The organism is Saccharopolyspora hattusasensis, from assembly GCF_050972075.1.
In the GTDB taxonomy this organism is placed as follows: domain Bacteria; phylum Actinomycetota; class Actinomycetes; order Mycobacteriales; family Pseudonocardiaceae; genus Saccharopolyspora; species Saccharopolyspora hattusasensis.
In genome coordinates this window covers 2,407,768-2,424,999 of sequence record NZ_JBPCDC010000001.1, presented here as the reverse complement: position 1 = coordinate 2,424,999, position 17,232 = coordinate 2,407,768, and the positions used below count along the sequence as shown (strand labels likewise).

General features: G+C 69.2%; 13 protein-coding genes. 6 read left to right on the top strand and 7 right to left on the bottom strand.

The genetic code is table 11. The annotated features are described in order from the left end of the window. Positions 1–44 precede the first annotated feature (44 nt). The 5 genes from ACRXBZ_RS10635 to ACRXBZ_RS10615 form a co-directional block, all read right to left on the bottom strand. Positions 45–2,459, bottom strand: a complete 2,415-nt coding sequence (locus tag ACRXBZ_RS10635; protein ID WP_433878969.1) for a helicase-associated domain-containing protein — start codon at positions 2,457–2,459, stop codon at positions 45–47. A gap of 51 nt (positions 2,460–2,510) precedes the next feature. After that, positions 2,511–4,856: a HelD family protein gene (locus ACRXBZ_RS10630; protein ID WP_433878968.1), complete on the bottom strand. Its 2,346-nt coding sequence runs from the start codon at positions 4,854–4,856 to the stop codon at positions 2,511–2,513. Positions 4,857–4,936: 80 nt separating this feature from the next. Next, positions 4,937–5,728, bottom strand: a complete 792-nt coding sequence (locus ACRXBZ_RS10625; protein WP_433878967.1) for a transglycosylase SLT domain-containing protein — start codon at positions 5,726–5,728, stop codon at positions 4,937–4,939. A 101-nt stretch (positions 5,729–5,829) separates the two neighbouring features. Then, a complete protein-coding gene (locus ACRXBZ_RS10620) occupies positions 5,830–8,178 on the bottom strand; it encodes a LuxR C-terminal-related transcriptional regulator (RefSeq protein ID WP_433878966.1) in 2,349 nt (782 codons plus the stop codon). A gap of 140 nt (positions 8,179–8,318) precedes the next feature. Next, positions 8,319–9,179: a lamin tail domain-containing protein gene (locus tag ACRXBZ_RS10615; protein ID WP_433878965.1), complete on the bottom strand. Its 861-nt coding sequence runs from the start codon at positions 9,177–9,179 to the stop codon at positions 8,319–8,321. Between the two features lie 256 nt (positions 9,180–9,435). Here ACRXBZ_RS10615 and ACRXBZ_RS10610 point away from each other — a divergent pair, with 256 nt between their 5' ends. After that, the gene (locus ACRXBZ_RS10610) at positions 9,436–10,101 is read left to right on the top strand and encodes a DUF2461 domain-containing protein (RefSeq protein ID WP_433878964.1); all 666 of its coding nucleotides are present in this window, start codon (positions 9,436–9,438) and stop codon (positions 10,099–10,101) included. Here the strand turns inward: ACRXBZ_RS10610 and ACRXBZ_RS10605 are convergent. Beyond that, positions 10,079–10,441 (bottom strand): VanZ family protein, encoded by a 363-nt coding sequence (locus ACRXBZ_RS10605; protein WP_433878963.1) that lies wholly within the window; start codon positions 10,439–10,441, stop codon positions 10,079–10,081. The two genes, ACRXBZ_RS10610 and ACRXBZ_RS10605, sit on opposite strands and share 23 nt — an antisense overlap. A 74-nt stretch (positions 10,442–10,515) precedes the next feature. On the opposite strand from ACRXBZ_RS10605, the gene pyk reads away from it, so the two are divergent. Both pyk and tesB read left to right on the top strand, forming a co-directional pair. Beyond that, complete coding sequence (pyk, locus tag ACRXBZ_RS10600) at positions 10,516–11,937, top strand: pyruvate kinase (RefSeq protein WP_433878962.1); 1,422 nt, start codon at positions 10,516–10,518, stop codon at positions 11,935–11,937. Between the two features lie 70 nt (positions 11,938–12,007). Further along, entirely contained in the window at positions 12,008–12,946 is a 939-nt protein-coding gene (tesB, locus tag ACRXBZ_RS10595; RefSeq protein WP_433878961.1) for an acyl-CoA thioesterase II, read from the top strand. Here the strand turns inward: tesB and ACRXBZ_RS10590 are convergent, their stop codons facing one another. Then, positions 12,947–13,459 carry an Lrp/AsnC family transcriptional regulator gene (locus ACRXBZ_RS10590; protein WP_190822475.1) on the bottom strand — a complete coding sequence of 171 codons (513 nt, stop codon included), beginning with the start codon at positions 13,457–13,459 and terminating at the stop codon, positions 12,947–12,949. Between the two features lie 91 nt (positions 13,460–13,550). Here ACRXBZ_RS10590 and ACRXBZ_RS10585 point away from each other — a divergent pair, with 91 nt between their 5' ends. From ACRXBZ_RS10585 to ACRXBZ_RS10575, 3 genes are all read left to right on the top strand, one after another. Then, positions 13,551–14,159, top strand: a complete 609-nt coding sequence (locus ACRXBZ_RS10585; protein WP_433878960.1) for a LysE family translocator — start codon at positions 13,551–13,553, stop codon at positions 14,157–14,159. A 113-nt stretch (positions 14,160–14,272) separates the two neighbouring features. Further along, on the top strand, positions 14,273–15,874 hold the full coding sequence (gene dacB / locus ACRXBZ_RS10580; protein WP_433878959.1) for a D-alanyl-D-alanine carboxypeptidase/D-alanyl-D-alanine endopeptidase: 1,602 nt from the start codon (positions 14,273–14,275) through the stop codon (positions 15,872–15,874). A 121-nt stretch (positions 15,875–15,995) separates the two neighbouring features. Then, complete coding sequence (locus ACRXBZ_RS10575) at positions 15,996–16,667, top strand: DedA family protein (RefSeq protein WP_433878958.1); 672 nt, start codon at positions 15,996–15,998, stop codon at positions 16,665–16,667. Positions 16,668–17,232: the final 565 nt, after the last annotated feature.

Below are 17,232 nucleotides of genomic sequence, written 5' to 3'. Positions count from 1 at the left end.
GGGGCACCCGTGACCCGGTTATTTGGTCACGGCCGCCCCTCACTTCACCTTTTCGTGCGGCGGCGTTTCACTGCGGCGACGGAGCGGATTCGGTCCAGGCGAAACTGGCGGTCGTCTTCGCGTAGGTGGCAGAAGGCGTCCAGGTAGACCTCGTCTACGTCGTCCGGCGTAATGACACGCGACGTGGGATGGCCGTTCTGGTCCCGGTATTCGATCTCCACGTCGGTGCCTGCTTCCAGTGCCTTCGCGAGGAGTGCGAGTTCGGGCCCCGTAAGTGCGGTCCGTTCGGCGAGGAAGGGAACCAGGTCCTCGAACGGATCCGTCATTTCGTCCAGCGAGCCCGGCGACATGATCTGGATGTCGATCCAGGGATTCCCCGGCAGTGCAACGCCGGACGGAGCCTTGTCCGGTTGGGCCAGCAAGTGCTCGGCGAGTCCGCGGAGTTCGGCTTGCGACAGCGGTTCCGGCGCAGCCTGGTAGTAGGGCTGCTCCACGTGCAGCGGCGGGCGGTCGACGACGGTGCGTTCGACTGCGACGGTGCCGTCGGCCTGCTGCTGCACCGGGGCGTATCCCGCCTTCCGCAGCGCGGCCAAGGTCTCCTGCACCGGTTTGCTCGACGCGAGCACGGTCGGTGCCAAGACGTGCAGCGACAGCTCGCGCAGCGCGCGGTGCCGGCTGACCTCCAACAGAAGGGCCTCTTCGCCGAGCACGCAGCAGTGCACGTTTCGGACCTGAAGTTGGCCGAATCGCCGTCCGACATCCTTGATCAGGTATTCCAGCGGTTGCGGCACGCCCGTGTGGGCCATTTCGGTGAGCTTGCCGAGCAGGTCCTCGGTGGTATGGCCCTGATCCATTGCCCGTCGGACGGATTCGGGGCTGAACCGCCAGGTCGATGCGGTATCCCGGCCTTCGGGGTCGGCCATCAGGTTCAGCGCGGCAGCGAGTTGGCCGCTGGGCGTACCAGCCACCACTGCGGTCAGATCCGCCTGCAGGAGTACGGTTTCCTGCGCTCGGGGCAACAGCTGCGTGGCGGCCGCCAGCAACGCTGCCTCGTCGGCCACGCAACGGCCCAGTGCGGACACCGCGCCGCGAGCGATCGCGCCGACAGCTTCGGCCTCGGGCCAGGTGACCTCGATGAGATCGACCAGGCAGTCCGCGCAGCAGTAGCGCCCCGGTCGCTTCCAGGCCAGCTTCTCGCCGATCAGGTTGGGCTCGCTCAACGCGGAACCGGTTGCCCAGCCGGAAAGCTCGGCCAGCAGGTCCATGCGGAACAGCCGGTAGAACGTGTCGTGGCGCGGGAGCAGAGCCGGTTCGGGCTTTTCCATGACTTTGCTGACCATGGCTGCGGCAGGCTGCTTCCACCAGGCACGCACCAGTTGGACGTAGCGTTGTGCGGGTGTTGCCTGCTGCCAGGCGTCGGCGAGGTTCGACAGAACGACGCAGCCTGTTCCGTCGATGCTGAGCAGCTCGGCTGCGGCGGCGGTCTCCAACCACAGCCGAACCTCGTGCTGGTCGGTCCGTAGGGCCTTCGCGACCTGCTTGAGCACCCGAAGACCGATACCGCCGTTCTGCAGCTGCGCCAGCGGATTGGCGGCGCAGTATTCGAGCAGTCGAGCCACCCCGTCGACGAAACCGATCGCGGCCAACGCTGCCGCCTTGTCGATCTCGATGGAGTCGACCAGGTGAATCGCCGGCGTCGCGGGTTCGGGCCGAAGCGCCGGTTGGTCGGCGGATTCGCGCAGCGCCAGCCCGATCTCGCAGGGCATTTCGACTGGGCCGCCGTAGCTCGTGAACTGGCTCTGGTTGATGAGGAAACCCCGGTCGAGCAGCCAGCGCACCTCCGGGCTCTGTAGCGACGGGCCGCCGAGAGCGTAACCGAGCACCGAGTCATCGTGGGCCAACTGCATCGCGAGCTCAACGGTCGGGCCGGGGGCTTTCGCGAGCTCGGCGGACACCTTCGCCGGGTCCCGCATGAACTCTTCGATCCGCTGTACCGTGTCGGCCTTCCGCTTGGCGGGCGCCAACCCGAGCGCTTCGGCGATCCCACGGATGGTATTGCTCACATGAGGGCGGAGGAGCGTCGCCACCGGGCGGCCCAGCCCCGCAGTGCGAAGATCGCGCAGCGGTACGGCAAGCTGGAACCCTCCCTGCGAACTCGGCCGGATGAGGGCATGTTCCTCCAGCACTCGCAGCGCGCGATCGAGTTCGGGATCGTTGCCAAGCAACTGCTCGATCGCGTCGCGGGTGCAGCCGTCCCCGAGAATGCAGAGCGCTGCGAGTACCGCGCTGGACCCGGCGTCGATCCTCTCCAACCCGCGCTGCACGGCGCCAGGGGAGTCGAGCACGGCCGCCAGGTGGGGCAGTGACTGGGCGCCCGCTGACTCGGGGCGGTTCTTCAGGACTGCTGCCAGGCCGTCTTGGCCAAGGTCGCGGAGCCACTGGACGAAATCGGAATCCACCCGGTCGAGTCTCGCAGAGGCTACTGGTGAATGGTCTGGGTGGGTGGTCGCTTAGCTGAACCCGAGCTTCCCCGGACTGTGGGTGCCCCCGGCGGTCAGTGCCCGACCATCGGTTCGCCTGCCGCGCAGCACCGCCGGGAGCTCGTCGGGGTGGACCACGCCGAGGCGCTGGGTGGCTCGGGTCAGCGCCACGTAGAGGTCGTTGAGCCCGCGCTCGGATCCCGCCACGATCGCCGCCGGGTCGACCACCAGGACCGAGTCGAACTCCAGGCCCTTGGCCTGGTCGACGGTCAGCAGGACACACGGCGATTCCAGGTCGTCCGGGCGGGTGCCGATCACCGCGTCCGGCAGGGATGCCGCCAGCTGGGGGCCGATCTCGGCCAGCAGCTCCGGCGGCATCAGCACCGCGAGGCGGCCATCGCCGACCCCGCGCAGTTCCTCGGCGACCGCCTCCGGCAGCGCGGCGGTGAGGTCGTCGACCTGGCGGGTCCACGGCTGGTGCCCGCTGGTGCGCACCGAGCGCGGTGCCACCAGCTCAGTGTCCATTTCGGACAGCACGTCGGCGGCGATGGCCATGATCTCGGCCGGGGTGCGGTAGTTGACGGTCAGCTCGACCAACTTCCAGCGGTCCTGCACGTACGGATGCAGCACGTCGTGCCAGGAGTCGGCCCCGGCCAGCGCGCCGGTCTGGGCGACGTCGCCGACCAGCGTCATCGACCGGCTCGGGCAGCGCCGCATCAGCACCCGCCACGCCATCGGGGACAGCTCCTGCGCCTCGTCGACGATGACGTGGCCGAAGGTCCAGGTGCGGTCCTCGGCCGCGCGTTCGGCCGCGGTCAGGTCGCTGGTGGCGCGGAACCGCTCGGCCAGCAGGTCGGCGTCCAGCACGTCGGAGACCCGCAGCCGTTCCTCGTCGGCGAGCTCCTCGTCCTGCTCCATGATGTGCAGAACGCCTTGCGCGTAGGCGAGTTCCTCGCGCTGCTGGCGTTCGCGCTCGGCCCGCTCCTGGGCGTCGTCCTCGCCGAGGAGCTCGGCGAGCTCGTCCAGCAAGGGCACATCGGTGGGCGCCCACGGCGTGCCCGGCAGGCGCAGCAGCTCGTCGCGCTGGTCATCGTCGAGGTGCTTGCGGGTTGCGGTGGCCAACCGGTCGGGCGAGCACAACAGGTCGTCCAGCAGCTCCTGCGGGGTGATCTCCGGCCACAGCTCGTCCAGCGCCTTGCTGACCACCGCATCGGCGCGCAGTTCGCGGTTGATGTCGTCGAGGTCGCGGCGGTCCAGCAGGTCGCGGCCCAGCCGGTCGGCGACCTGCAGGGTCAGCGCCGAGAACATCTCGTTGCGGAAGACCCGCCGGGCGAGGTTGTGCGGCCTGCGGGACCGGCGGGCGCGGGTGCGAGCCTGGGTCGCGGTGCGCCGGTCGATGCGCAGCGCCTCGCCGTCGAAGGTGAGTTCGGTGTAGTCCGCGGGCACCTGCTGCCGGTCGCGGACCGCGGCGGCGAGCACGTCGACCATGCTCGCGCGGCCCTTGATCTCCGCCGCCCGCGCGGATTCCCCGCCGGTGGCCGTGATCCCCGGGTACAGACCGCCCACAGTGGACAGAAGGACGCCGGTTTCACCCAACGACGGCAGGACCTGCCCGATGTAGCGCAAGAACGTCGGGTTCGGCCCGACCACGAGCACGCCGCGCTTGGACAGCTGCTCGCGGAAGGTGTACAGCAGGTAGGCGGCGCGGTGCAGCGCGACGGCGGTCTTGCCGGTGCCGGGGCCGCCCTGCACCACCAGCACGCCGTTCATCCCGGCGCGGATGATCCGGTCCTGCTCGCCCTGGATGGTGGCGACGATGTCCTGCATCTGTCCGGTGCGGCGGGCGTCGAGCCGGGCCAGCAGCGTGGCCTCCCCGGCCAGCCCCAGGTCGCTGCCCTGCTCGGCGGTGTCGAGGTCGAGCACCTCGTCCTCGTAGTCCAGCACCTTCCGCCAGCTGGTGCGCAGGTGCCGCCGGCGGCGCACGCCGTCCCGCGCTGCCGCGGTGGCCAGGTAGAACGGCCGGGCCGCCGGGGCCCGCCAGTCCACCAGCAGCGGCTCGTACTCGTGGTCCTCGTCGAACAACCCGAGCCGTCCCACGTGGAACGTCTCGCCGCTGTCGAGGTCCAGCCTCCCGAAGCACATCCCGTGCTCCACCGCGCTCAGCTGGGTCAGCCTGTCGGTGTACATCCGGGTGGAGATGTCGCGTTCGGTGCGGGCCTGCGGCGGGCCGCCGCTGTCCCGCAGCGTTTCCTTCAGCCGCTGCGTGGTTTCCTGCCGCAGGGCGTCGAGCTTCGCGTACAGCATCGAGAGATACTGCTGCTCGGCTGCGATCTCCTGGGCGCGGACGGTGTCCCGATCTACTCGGGCGTTGGACAATTCGCCACCTCGTGCCTGGGCGGGTTCGTTGGGGGCGGGCTTGCGACCTGCGCGCAGACCCGACCCGCCAATATACCGCCTCAGTAGCCCGAGTAGCTGCCGCCGGACCTCAGGCCTGCGACGCCGGGGACGTTGCCGAGCGAGCCGTAGGTCGTGATCGCGTACCGGGTCGCCGCGACGATGTTGTCGACCGGGTTGTAGATGTCGCCGTGGCCGGGCAGCGCGTAGGACTGGAAGGTCGGCTCGATGGTCTGCATCAGACCGATCGACGGGGTGCCGGCCGCCGCGTTGGAGTCCCAGTTGTTGGTGGCGTTCGGGTTTCCGTTGGATTCGTGCATGATGATCGTGCGGATCGCGTCGGCGTCGACCTGGTCGCGCGGGATGCCGTTTTTCTCCAGAACGCCGATCGCTTCGTTGATCCAGCCGCCGATCTGGTCCTTGGGCTTCTCGGCCACCTGCTCGGCGGGCGGCTCCTGCTTCGCCGGTTCGGGGACAGCTTCGGGGGCGGGCTGCGCGGCGGGAGCGGGGGCGATCTCAAGGACGGGGGCTTGCGCCGGCGCCGCCGGGACGGGGAGCTGCTCAGCGGCCAGCGAGGTGACGTCCGCGGCGGCCTGCACCTGGGGGTTCTCGGTCTTCGTGCCGGCGGAGGTGAACACGGCGATCACGCCGAACGCGGCCACGGCGGCACCGAGCTGCAGGGACCGCGACTTCGGGGGAACGCGGTGCTGCCGGTTCGCCGAGTCGCCGGCGAACGCGGCGCGGATCCAGCTCGCCGCCTGCGGGACTGCCCTCTCCCAGCGGTGCCGGTCGGGGCAGCGGGTATTTCGGTCGGGGAGGTTCTGGTCGGGGATGTTCGGTTGGTCGGGGGTCACGAGAACCGAGAATCCGGGACGGAGAGTGCACGCGCACCGAGGTTTGTACGTACACCGGTACCTAGGTTCGACCAATTGGGCGAGGATCCGAGGTGGATCGACTACAGAAAGTGAGATTGCCTGGAAATGGTGTCGCTCGTATCACTCGTCTTCTGCGCGGCCACCCAGCCGCCGATCTGCGCCCGCGACGAGAAGTCGAGCTTGGTCAGGATGTTCTGCACGTGGCCCTCGACGGTGCGCTGCGCGATCACCAAGCTCTCGGCGATCTCCTTGTTCGTTTTGCCCTGCGCGACGAGCTCCGCGATCTGCCGCTCGCGCCGGGTCAACGGCATCGGGTGCACGTTGTCGTCGGCGCGCGGCCGCGCGTGCCGCTTGACCTCCAGCGCGAAGTCGATGGTGTCCGCCAACGACAGCTGACGGCCGCGGTCGAACGCCGCCTGGAAGGCCGAATCCCCGAGAGCCGAGCTGGTCTGCGCCTCGTGCTCGTCATGGTCTCCAGCGAACCTCGCCCAGAAGCCAGGTGCCGCTCGCAAGGCGTCCCACACCGCCGAGGCCGCGCCGAACAGCCGGGCGGCGCGGTCGTTCCTGCCCTGCTGCTGCGCGATCCAGGCGAGGGTGTCGATGTTGAAGGCCATGCCCAGCCGGTTGTCCAGCTCGCGCTGCAGCCGCAGCGCCTCCTTCGCCGCGGCCTCGGCCCGCTCCGGTTGGCCCCGCCGCACCTCGACCTGCGCCGACGCCCACAGCGAGTAGGAGCGCCAGTAAAGCTCGCCGAGCTCGGTCGACGACCGGATGCCTTCCGAGAGCAGCTCCAGCCCGGACTCGTGATCTCCGCCCAAGCCCTTGATCAGGCCGAGCCCGAACAGGGCGAACAGCTCGCCGACGAGCACGTCGTGCTTGCGGAACCGGCTGAGCGCGTCCTCCGCCAGCCCGGCGGCGCGCGGCGAGTCGTTCAGGAAGAACGCCGCCAGCCCGCGCACCAGCGCCAGGTACGCCTTCTCCGTCTCCTCGCCGCGCTGAGCGGCCAGCACCGTGGCCTGCTCCGCCGTCGGCAGGACCTTGTCGAGATCGCCCTGCAGCAGGGCGAACCACGCGCTGACCCACAACGCGCGCACCCTCTCGGGCACTTCGGTGGGAGCGATGGCCAACGCCTGGTCGAGCCAGTGCCGGGCCTCGCCGTTGAGACCGCGGATGCCCCAGTACTGCCAGAGGTCGGTGCACATCTGCAGCGCTACCCCGGCCGTTTCCGGGCTCGCCGCGGCCGTGTGCAGCGCGACGCGCAGGTTGCCCTGGTCGCTGCGCAACCGGTTGACCCAGGCGACCTGGTCCGGGCCGATCCACTCCGCGGCGAAGCGCCCGGCCAGATCGGAGTACCAGGCGCAGTGCCGCTGCCGCATTGTCGCCAGCTCGCCGGACTCGACGAGCTTGTCCTGGCCGTATTCGCGCAGGGTGTGCGGCAGCCGGAAGCGGACCTCGCCGCCTTCCTCCTCGCGCATCAGCACCGACTTGTCCACCAGCGAGTGGATGGCGCCCAGCACATCAGAGTCCGACAGCCCGTTGCCGGCCACGTGCTCGGCGGCCGCGAGGTCGAAGGACCCGGAGAACACCGACACCCGCGCCCAAGTGATCCGGTCCTGGGTGGTGGCCAGCTCGTAGCTCCAGTCGATCAACGCGCGCAGCGTCTGCTGACGGGCGGGAGCGCCGCGACGGCCCTCGGTGAGCAGGTCGTAGCGCTCGGCCAGGCGTCCTTCCAGCTGCTGCAGCGACAGCGACCGCAGCCGGACCGCCGCCAGCTCTATCGCCAGCGGGTTACCGTCGAGGTGATGGCACAGCCGCATGAGGGCGATGGCGTTCTCGTCGTTGGTGACCTCGAACTCGGGGACCGCGGCCTTGGCCCGCTCGACGAACAGCCGCACCGAGGCGAACTGCTCGTAGGACTCCGGTGACGGCAGGTGCTCGATGTCGGGCACCTGCAGCGGCGGGACGACCATGGTCGCCTCACCGGCGACGCCGAGGGACTGCCTGCTGGTGGCCAACACCCGCACCCCGGGGCACCAGCGCACCACCGCGTCCACCAGCAGCGCGACGTCCTCGATCATGTGCTCGCAGTTGTCCAGCACGAGCAGCATCTCGCGGGACTTGAGCTGCTCGATGACGGTATCGATGTCCTCCCCGCCGGACGGGCCGCCGATGCCGAGCTGCTCGATGACCGCGTCGACCACCAGCGAGCCGTCCCGGATGTCCTCCAGTCCGACACACCACGCCTTGCCGCGGAACGAGCGGCGCATGTTGCCCGCGACCCGCATCGCCAGGCGGGTCTTGCCCACGCCGCCGGGGCCGGTGAGGGTCACGACCCGGGATTCGGCCAGCAGTCGCTTGGTGTGGGTGATCTCGCGGCGTCGGCCGACGAAGCTCGTGACGTCGGCCGGGAGGTTGCCCGCTGGCTCCCGCACACGGGCTCGCGCAGTGGAGACCACGCTTCGAGCTTAACCCGCTGCGCGGCCCCTGACCTGGGATCTTGACTCGTGAGCACGTTGGGCTGCTACGGCAGGCTGCTACGGCAGCCCAAAGTGCTCACGACCCCGACGGCCGGTCAGGGCTTTGGCACCCCAACGAGTGCCTTGTCGCCGTACGACAAGTCGGAGACGGGGTGCCCGTTCGCGTCGCGCAGCCTGGCGACATCGCCCTTGTCGTTCCAGATCGGTCGCTTGCTGCCGTAGGAGAAGCCGCCGTAGCCGGGGTGCATCTCGTTGGTGTAGACGCGGATCCGCTGCCCCGGCTGCAGCACCGTCCCGGGCGGGAAGGTGAAGTCCTGCCCGGGGTCGTCGGCCCCCAGCACCCAGCCGGACATCTCAGCGCTCACGGTGCCCCGGTTCTGGATCTCGACGTACTCGTCTGCTTGGGTTCCCTTCACCTTCCCCTTGTAGACCACCTCGGTCACCACGACATCAGGCTTGCCCACCCGGGAGAACATCGCGACTATGTGAGCGCTGTTCGATCCGTTCTCGGGGCTCTTGAACTGCCTGACGATCTGCCCGTCCTGCTTGAACCCGCTGATCACAACGGCATATTCAGCACCGTTGACCTTCACCGTCTCGGGAGAGACGAACGTCGGTAGGTCGACCAGGTCGTCCGGAGCCGCAGAGTTGTTCGGCGTTTCGAAGTGGTGGAAGCGGAAGCTGAAGTCGTTCTTGGTTCCGTCGTCGAATTTGATTTTGACCTTGAGATCCACGTCGAACTGGTTCGACGACATCGGTGTGGTCGGGAAGTTCTTGTGCGTGAAGGTCCCCAACGTGAATTCTTGGCCGTCGAGCCGCACGTCGACCCTGCCGCCGCGGAACTCGTACCCGCTCCCGCCGTCGCCCCACGTCACGTGCTCGGTGTCCAGGCCTGATGCTTCAGAGGAAGGGAGGCTGATCAAGGACCAGGTGCCCGAAGTGGTAGCAGTGCTCATAGCATTGTCTCCTAAATGCGAGCAGAATTCGTTCAGGAGTGACCTGAAGAGAAGCGCCGAGTTCTCGGTGATTCCGGCGGCGCACGTGTTGGAGGGTTCTCGACAGGCTCGTCATCTACGGTCTGGTCGCAGCTTCATGGTCACCACTGCACGCCCACTAACGTGGTTCCGGGAGCGCACAACCGCATGAAAGCCAAGCCGCAAGAGCCCGAAGGCGCTGTCAACGGCCGGTCATAGGGGGTCATAGGGTGGCGGCGTGCGGTTCAACGGTTTCGGGGATGGTGCGCTGGAGTTCTTCGACGGCCTCCGGGCCGACAACTCCAAGGCTTATTGGGGCGACAACCTCGCTCTTTACCAGGAGCACGTTCGGGCTCCGATGGAGGCGTTGCTCTCCGAGTTGGAGCCCGAGTTCGCGCCCGGGTTCGGGAAGGGCAAGGTCTTCCGGCCGTACCGGGACGTGCGTTTCAGCGCCGACAAGTCGCCCTACAAGACGCACTGCGGCGCCGTGATCGAGCAGGGGCGCGGGAGCGGCGCGTACTACGTCGAGGTCGGCGCGGACGGGATGCTCGTCGCCGGGGGCTGCTACCACACCGAGTCCGACCAGCTGGCCAGGTTCCGCGCCGCGGTCGACACCGACATCCACGGCGAGCGGCTGCGGGCATTGCTGGCCGCGCTCGTCGGGCAGGGGTGGGAGATCGCGGGGGAGACCCTCAAGAGCCGGCCGCGCGGCTTCGCCGCCGACCACCCGCGGCTGGACCTGCTGCGGCACCGCACGCTCTACGCATTCCGCGCCTGGGCGTCCGATGACATCCTCTACGAGCGCGCTTGCCTGGACCGGGTTCGGCAGTCCTGGGTCGCGGTGCGCGAACTGAACCAGTGGTGCGCCGACCACATCGGAGTCACCGAGAAGAAGCGCCGCTGACCTGCCGCATCCGCCGCACGGCCGCCCAGCCCGCCACCGCACCCGCCACGTCGACGAGCCCGTCGGCCACCTCGCAGCTGCGGCCGATCGGCAGCAGCCCCTGCAAGATCTCCGAGGCGGCCGCGTAGCCCACCAGGCCCGGCAGCAGCCTCGACGTCCGGAATCCGGCGATGCGGCCGGTGGCTGCCAGCGCGCCGAACAGCACGAAGTGCACCACCTTGTCGGTGCCCGGCGGCGCGGTCGGCACCCCCGAGTCCGGCATGAAGATGATCATCAGGCTGGCCAGCACCGCGACCCCGAACAGTATCCGGGTGAGCCGCGTTCTGTAATGATCCAGCAACGATCTCTCCTATCGGCGTCGACAGGCATGGCTGAGTGCTGCGCACGTCGGTCAACAGACTACGCTGGCATAACGTGAGTCGACGAGCCAAGATCGTTTGTACCATGGGCCCAGCCACCGCCACACCGGACAAGGTGGCCGAGCTCGTCAGCAGCGGAATGGACGTCGCCCGGCTGAACTTCAGCCACGGCAGCCACGCCGACCACCAGCAGGTCTACGAGATGGTGCGGACCGCGGCCAAGGAGTCCGGTCGCGCCGTCGGCATCCTCGGTGACCTGCAGGGGCCGAAGATCCGCCTCGGCAAGTTCGCCGCCGGGCCGGTCGAGTGGCGAACCGGCGACATCGTGCGCATCACGGTCGACGACGTCCAGGGCACCCACGACCGGGTGTCCACCACATACCAGGGCCTCGCCAGCGATGCCAAGGTCGGCGACCGGTTGCTGGTCGACGACGGCAAGGTGGGGCTGATCGTCACCGGCGTCGAGGACAACGACGTCATCTGCGAGGTGACGGAGGGTGGTCCGGTCTCGGACAACAAGGGAATTTCCTTGCCTGGCATGGATGTTTCGGTGCCAGCACTGTCCGAAAAGGACATCGAGGACCTGGAGTTCGCGCTCGAGCTGGGCGTGGACTTCATCGCGCTGTCCTTCGTCCGCAGCCCGGCCGACATCGACCTGGTGCACCAGGTGATGGACCGGGTCGGCCGCCGCATCCCGGTGATCGCGAAGCTGGAGAAGCCGGAGGCGGTCGACAACCTGGAGGCCATCGTGCTGGCCTTCGACGGCGTCATGGTCGCCCGCGGTGACCTCGGCGTCGAGTTGCCGCTCGAGCACGTGCCGCTGGTGCAGAAGAAGGCGATCCGGATCGCGCGGGAGAACGCGAAGCCGGTCATTGTCGCGACCCAGATGCTGGACTCCATGATCAACAACTCGCGTCCGACGCGGGCGGAGACCTCCGACGTCGCCAACGCGGTGCTCGACGGCACCGACGCGGTGATGCTCTCCGGCGAGACCAGCGTCGGCCGCTACCCGGTCGAGACCGTGCAGACGATGGCGCGCATCGTCGAAGCGGTCGAGGCGGGATCGACGGCACCGCCGCCGCTGAGCCACGTCCCGCGCACCAAGCGCGGCGTCATCTCCTACGCGGCGCGCGACATCGGCGAACGCCTCAACGCCAAGGCGCTGGTCGCCTTCACGCAGTCCGGCGACACCGTGCGCCGGTTGGCCCGGTTGCACACAAGGCTGCCGCTGCTGGCGTTCACCCCCGAGGAATCCGTGCGGAGTCAGCTCGCTCTCACTTGGGGGACGGAGACGTTCTTGGTCCCTAAGGTGGACACCACGGACCAGATGGTGCGGCAGGTGGACCAGGCGATGCTGTCGATCGGCCGGTCGCAGCGCGGCGATATGGTCGTCGTCGTCGCGGGCTCGCCGCCCGGCACGGTCGGTTCCACCAACCTCATCCGCGTGCACCGGCTGGGCGAGGAAGACCACGTCTGATCCGCATTCTCGGACGGGAGCCACCCGGCGCTCCCGTCCGGCAAGCCAGCGTACTACTCCGAGGAGCGCAGTGACCGAAGCTGCCCGAGCCGCTGCGGCCGATCCCGCGGGAACCCGCCTGAAGGGCGAGGTCCCGCGCGACGTCAACGGCATGCCGCACGGCCAACCGGTGCTCGACAGCCTGGTCGCGCTGCTCGACCTCGAACGCATCGAGGAAAACATCTTCCGCGGCGTCAGCCCGGCCTCCTCGCCGGTCCGCGTGTTCGGTGGCCAGGTCGCAGGCCAGGCGCTGGTCGCCGCCGGTCGCACCGTGCCGCCGGAGCGGCGGGTGCACTCGCTGCACGCCTACTTCATCCGGCCGGGCGACCCGAGCATCCCGATCGTCTACGAGGTCGACCGCACCCGCGACGGCCGGTCGTTCACGACCCGCCGCGTGGTCGCCGTGCAGCGCGGCAAGACGATCTTCTCGCTATCCGCGTCCTTCCAGGTGGACGAGGACGGCATCGACCACGCCGAGCCGATGCCCGAGGTGCCGGACCCCGAGACGCTGCCGACCTTCGGCGAGCAGATCGGTCCGATGATCGAAAAGCTCGGGCGCGCCCAGCCGAGGCCGATCGACGTGCGCTACGTGACCGAGCCGCCGTGGGTCAGCCGCGACCGCGGCCCGCGCGAGGCCCGCAGCCAGGTGTGGATGCGCGCCGACGGCGTGCTGCCCGACGACGACCTGCTGCACGTGTGCATCGCGGCGTTCGCCTCCGACATGACGCTGCTCGACGCGGTGCTGGCGCGGCACGGCGTGTACTGGGGGCTGGACAAGGTCAACGGTGCGAGCCTGGACCACGCGATGTGGTTCCACCGGCGCTTCCGTGCCGACGAGTGGCTGCTCTACGACTGCGCTTCGCCCAGCGCCTCCGGCGCTCGCGGCCTGGCCACCGGCCGGTTCTTCTCCCGCGACGGCCAACTCGTCGCCACCGTCGTGCAGGAAGGCCTGCTCCGGGTAACCGACTGATCACGCCTGGCCGGACCGGCGGCGGCGCTTCGGGCGCAGGTGCCGCGGCGGCGTCAAGGCCCGGGTGTGCAGCTGCTCCAGCACGATCGAGCTGGTGAAGTGCCGGACCTCGGTGCGGGACGCGAGCTTGTCCACCAGGAACTCCTGCAGGTGTTTGGTGTCGGCGACCGCCACGTGCAGCAGGAAGTCGGCCTGCCCGCTGACGTGCAGCAGGGAGCGGGTTTCCGGCTGCGCCATCACGAATTCCCGGAACATGTCGACGACTTCGCGGGTGTGCGGGCGGACGTTGATCGCCACCACCGCCTCCAGCGCCAGCCCCGTCGCGGCGGGGTTGACGTCGATGTGCGACCCGGTGATCACGCCCTGTTCCCGCAACCTCCGAACCCGTTGCAGGCAGCTGGACGCCGCCAACCCGACCCGCTCGGCGAGCACCCGATTCGGCAAGGTCGCGTCGTTCTGCAATTCCTCCAGGATCCGCCAGTCCACCGAATCGAGTTCTACAGATTCCTGCACAACCGAATATGCTACGGCGTGACTGGCGTGATGGCGAACGAGCATCGAAGATTTCGGTATCCCACCGCTGATCCGATTCGAAGGAGCCGTCGTGCACATCGCCTGGGGGTCGTTCCTGCTGGCGCTGCTGGTGATCGTCCTGGTACCGGGGCCCGACTTCGTGCTGGTGACCCGCAACGCCGCGAACGGCGCGCGCTGGGGCTGGCTCGCGGCGGCCGGTGTGACCTGCGGGCTGCTGCTGCACGCGACGGCGGCGACCGCGGGGCTGTCCGCGCTGGTCGTGACCGTGCCCGCGGCGCTGCTGGTGGTGAAGGTGATCGGCGTCGCCTACCTGGCCTGGATGGGCCTGCAGATCCTGCGGTTCTCCGGCATGGTGCCGGCGGGACCCGAGGCCGACGTGCCGCGCTCCGGCGGCGCGGTCTTCCTGCGCGGGCTGCTGACCGACGTGCTCAACCCCAAGGTCATGCTGACCTTCCTGACGCTGCTGCCACAGGCCATGGACCCGGCGGCGGACCCGGTGACGCAGGCCGCGCTGCTCAGCGGCGTCGCGGTGTCCGCGTTCGCGGCGTGGTGGCTGGCTGTGGTGCCCTCGGTGCGCTGGCTGTCCGCTTTCCTGGCGGATCCGCGTCGCCGCAAGGCCTTCGAGCGGTGCTGCGGAGGGGCACTCCTAGCCATGGCGACCGCGATCGCCGTCGGCTGAGGCCCGTTTCCGCGGGACCGCGTTTCGGCACCGTCCGTGTAAATCCGTTGACCGTCCGTGACGACCGTGCCTACGCTGCATGATCTGGTCGGGCGAGCCGAGGGAGCTGCGCGATGCGTCGACGGTGGGGAGTGGCGTTCGGACTTGCATGGGCCCTGGGGGCATCGGTCGTCCTCGTGGCGCCGTCCGGTGCTGCGCCCAGCGGGCCGGACGCGCTCCGCATCGACCTCGACAACATCCTCGCCGACCAGCGGCTGAACGGCTCGCACGCCGGCGTAGTGGTGCGCGACCCGGCCACCGGCGAGGTGCTCTACAGCCGGCAGGCGGCGGACCGCGCGACCCCGGCGTCGAACGCGAAACTGCTCACCTCTGCCGCGGCTCTGGAAGCCCTGGGGCCGGAATACCGGTTCCAGACCGATGTGGTGACCGATGCTCCGCAGCTGGGTCCGGTGCTCAGCGGCGACCTCTACTTGCGCGGAACCGGTGACCCGACGCTGCTCGCGGCCGACTACGACCGGCTCGCGGAACAGGTCGTGGCGTCCGGGATCCGGCTGGTGCGCGGGAGGTTGCTGACCGACTCCAGCTGGTTCGACGACGTGCCGCTGGGCACGGGCTGGGCCTGGGACGACGAGCCGTACTACTACGCCGCCCCGGTCTCGGCGCTGACGGTGGCGCCGAACACCGATTTCGACGCCGGAACCGCGATCGTGCGGGTCAGCCCGACCGCCGAAGGCCAGCCCGCAGCGGTGCAACTGGAACCGGCGACCGGGGTGGTGCAGATCGACAACCGGACCACCACCTCGGCCGCGGCTGGCGAACCCGATGTGACCGTGGCGCGCGAGCACGGCGGTTCCCGGGTGGTCGTGAGCGGGACCGTCCCGGTCGGCGCGCAGCCGTTCGAGGACTTCACCACGGTTCCGGACCCCGCCGGGTACGCCGCGGACGTCTTCGCGCGTGCACTGGCCGCGCACGGCGTGACGATCCGGGGAGTGGGGAAGGGCACCGTGCCGGCTGGTGGGCGGAAGCTCGCTTCGCGGCAGTCGATCCCGCTGCGGGAACTCCTCGTGCCGTTCCTGAAGCTGAGCAACAACGGGCATGCGGAAGTCCTGGTGAAGGCGATGGGGCGGGAGATTCGTGGTGACGGCAGCTGGTCGGCCGGGCTCGAAGTGCTGACCGGCAAGCTGAGCGGTCTGGGCATCGACCCCGCGGTACTGCGCATGGTGGACGGCTCGGGACTGTCCACGATGGACCAAGTGACGCCGGAACAGCTGACGGTGCTGCTGGACAACGCTCGCGAGCGGGCCTGGTTCCGGCCCTGGTACGACGCGCTGCCGGTGGCCGGGGTCGCGGACCGCATGGTCGGGGGAACGCTCCGCAACCGGATGGCTGGAACCGCGGCCGAGAAGAACGTGCACGCCAAGACCGGCTCACTGACCGGAGTCACGTCGCTGTCCGGTTACGTCACCACCGCAAACGGCCGCGACCTGGTCTTCTCGGTGGTGTTCAACGACTTCCTCACGAGCTCGCCGAAGGACCTGGAAGACGCGATCGCGATCCGGCTGGCCGAGTACAACGGCGCCGACGACCAGCCGCGCGGCCGGGTGCACGTGCCGCAGTCGCACACGCACGTCGACGATCCGGGCACGCGGGTGGACGATCCGGGCACGCGGGTGGACGAAAGCGCCCTCGAATGCTCGTGGGTGAAGGCCTGCTGACCCTGAGGGGCGGTGTGGGCCCGGTCTCAGGTGAGGCTAAGGGACATTCCGGAGACCGGGGTGCGGTTACGCCGGTAGCGTGAAAGCGTCCAGCCAGCACGCGAGCGTAGGAGCCCGCCCCGTGACCTTCATCAGCGACATTCTGGCAGTCGTCGCAGGCTTGCCGAAGCCGCTATTGGTACTGGTGACCGGGGCATTGGTGCTCGGCGAATGCACCATCGGGCTCGGCTTCCTGGTGCCCGGGGAGAGCGGTTTGCTGGTCGCCTCCGCCGCGGTGACCGATGTGGGGTTCTTCATCGTGCTAGCTTCGGTCGTCGCGGTTTGCGCGGCTGTTGGCGACAACATCGGGTTCTGGTTGGGGCGTCGGTATCGGCTGAAGATGCGCGAGACCAAGGTTGTGCGCAAGCTTGGTCAGCAGCATTGGGATCGGGCCGGGACGTTGTTGTGCAGGTGGGGTATCGGGGCCGTTCTGGTGGCCCGGTTCCTGCCCGTGGTCCGGACCTTGATGCCCGCTGCCGCCGGGTCCAGCGGGATGTCCTACGGGCGGTTCTTCGTCTCGTCGTTGGCTGGAGCTGTTGCTTGGTCCGCGACGCACGTGAGCATCGGATGGGCCGCCGGGGCTTCGGCCAAGTACATCGAGGAGATGTTGGGGCGGGCCAGTTGGGTTTTGATCGTGCTCGTCGTGGCCGTTGGGGTTGGGGTTTGGTTGCTTCGGCGGAACCGGGCGCGGCGGGCCGTTGTCGAGGAGGAGCGCGCCGGCGGTGAGCTGGCGGACGTTGAGTCCGCGGCTTGAGGGTCGTCGGTGAGGGGCACCCGGGTTGGGGGTGTCTCTTTCTTTTGGGGGTGAGGGCCCCGGTTTGGTGGGGGTGGGGGTTGGCCGGTTTGGCGGGTTTGGAGGGGTTGGGCGGGGTTGGGGTTGGCCGGTTTGGCGGGTTTGGAGGGGTTGGGCGGGGTTGGGGTTGGCCGGTTTGGTGGGGGTTGGGGCTTTTGGGGTTCTGTTGTAGGTGGCCATCCCCGTGTCGGTGGAGTGTGGGGGCTGCGGGCCGGAGGTCAAGCCCGGCCTTCGGCCGCCCCTTCGGGGGTGAACGGCTTGACATCCGTCCCGCAGCCCCTGTTCGGCTTTGTGTCACGGGGATGGCCAGGAGTGGTCTGGCGGGGTGGGGCTTTGCGTTGCGGGGTGGCGGGGTACTGGGGGTGGCTTGGGGTGGGGGTGGTGGTGATCGCTGCGTTCCCGAGGTGGTCCGTGCGTGGTTTTCGGGGCTGTAGCGCATGAAATCGCTCACGATGCTCGTGCGGGGTGCGGGGTGCGGGGTGCGGGGTGCGGGGTGCGGGGTGCGGGGTGCGGGGTGCGGGGTGCG

Coding starts and splice junctions, on each gene's coding strand:
- ACRXBZ_RS10615 (WP_433878965.1), bottom strand. CDS start 9,179: ATGAGCACTGCTACCACTTCGGGCACCTGGTCCTTGATCAGCCTCCCT.
- dacB (WP_433878959.1), top strand. CDS start 14,273: ATGCGTCGACGGTGGGGAGTGGCGTTCGGACTTGCATGGGCCCTGGGG.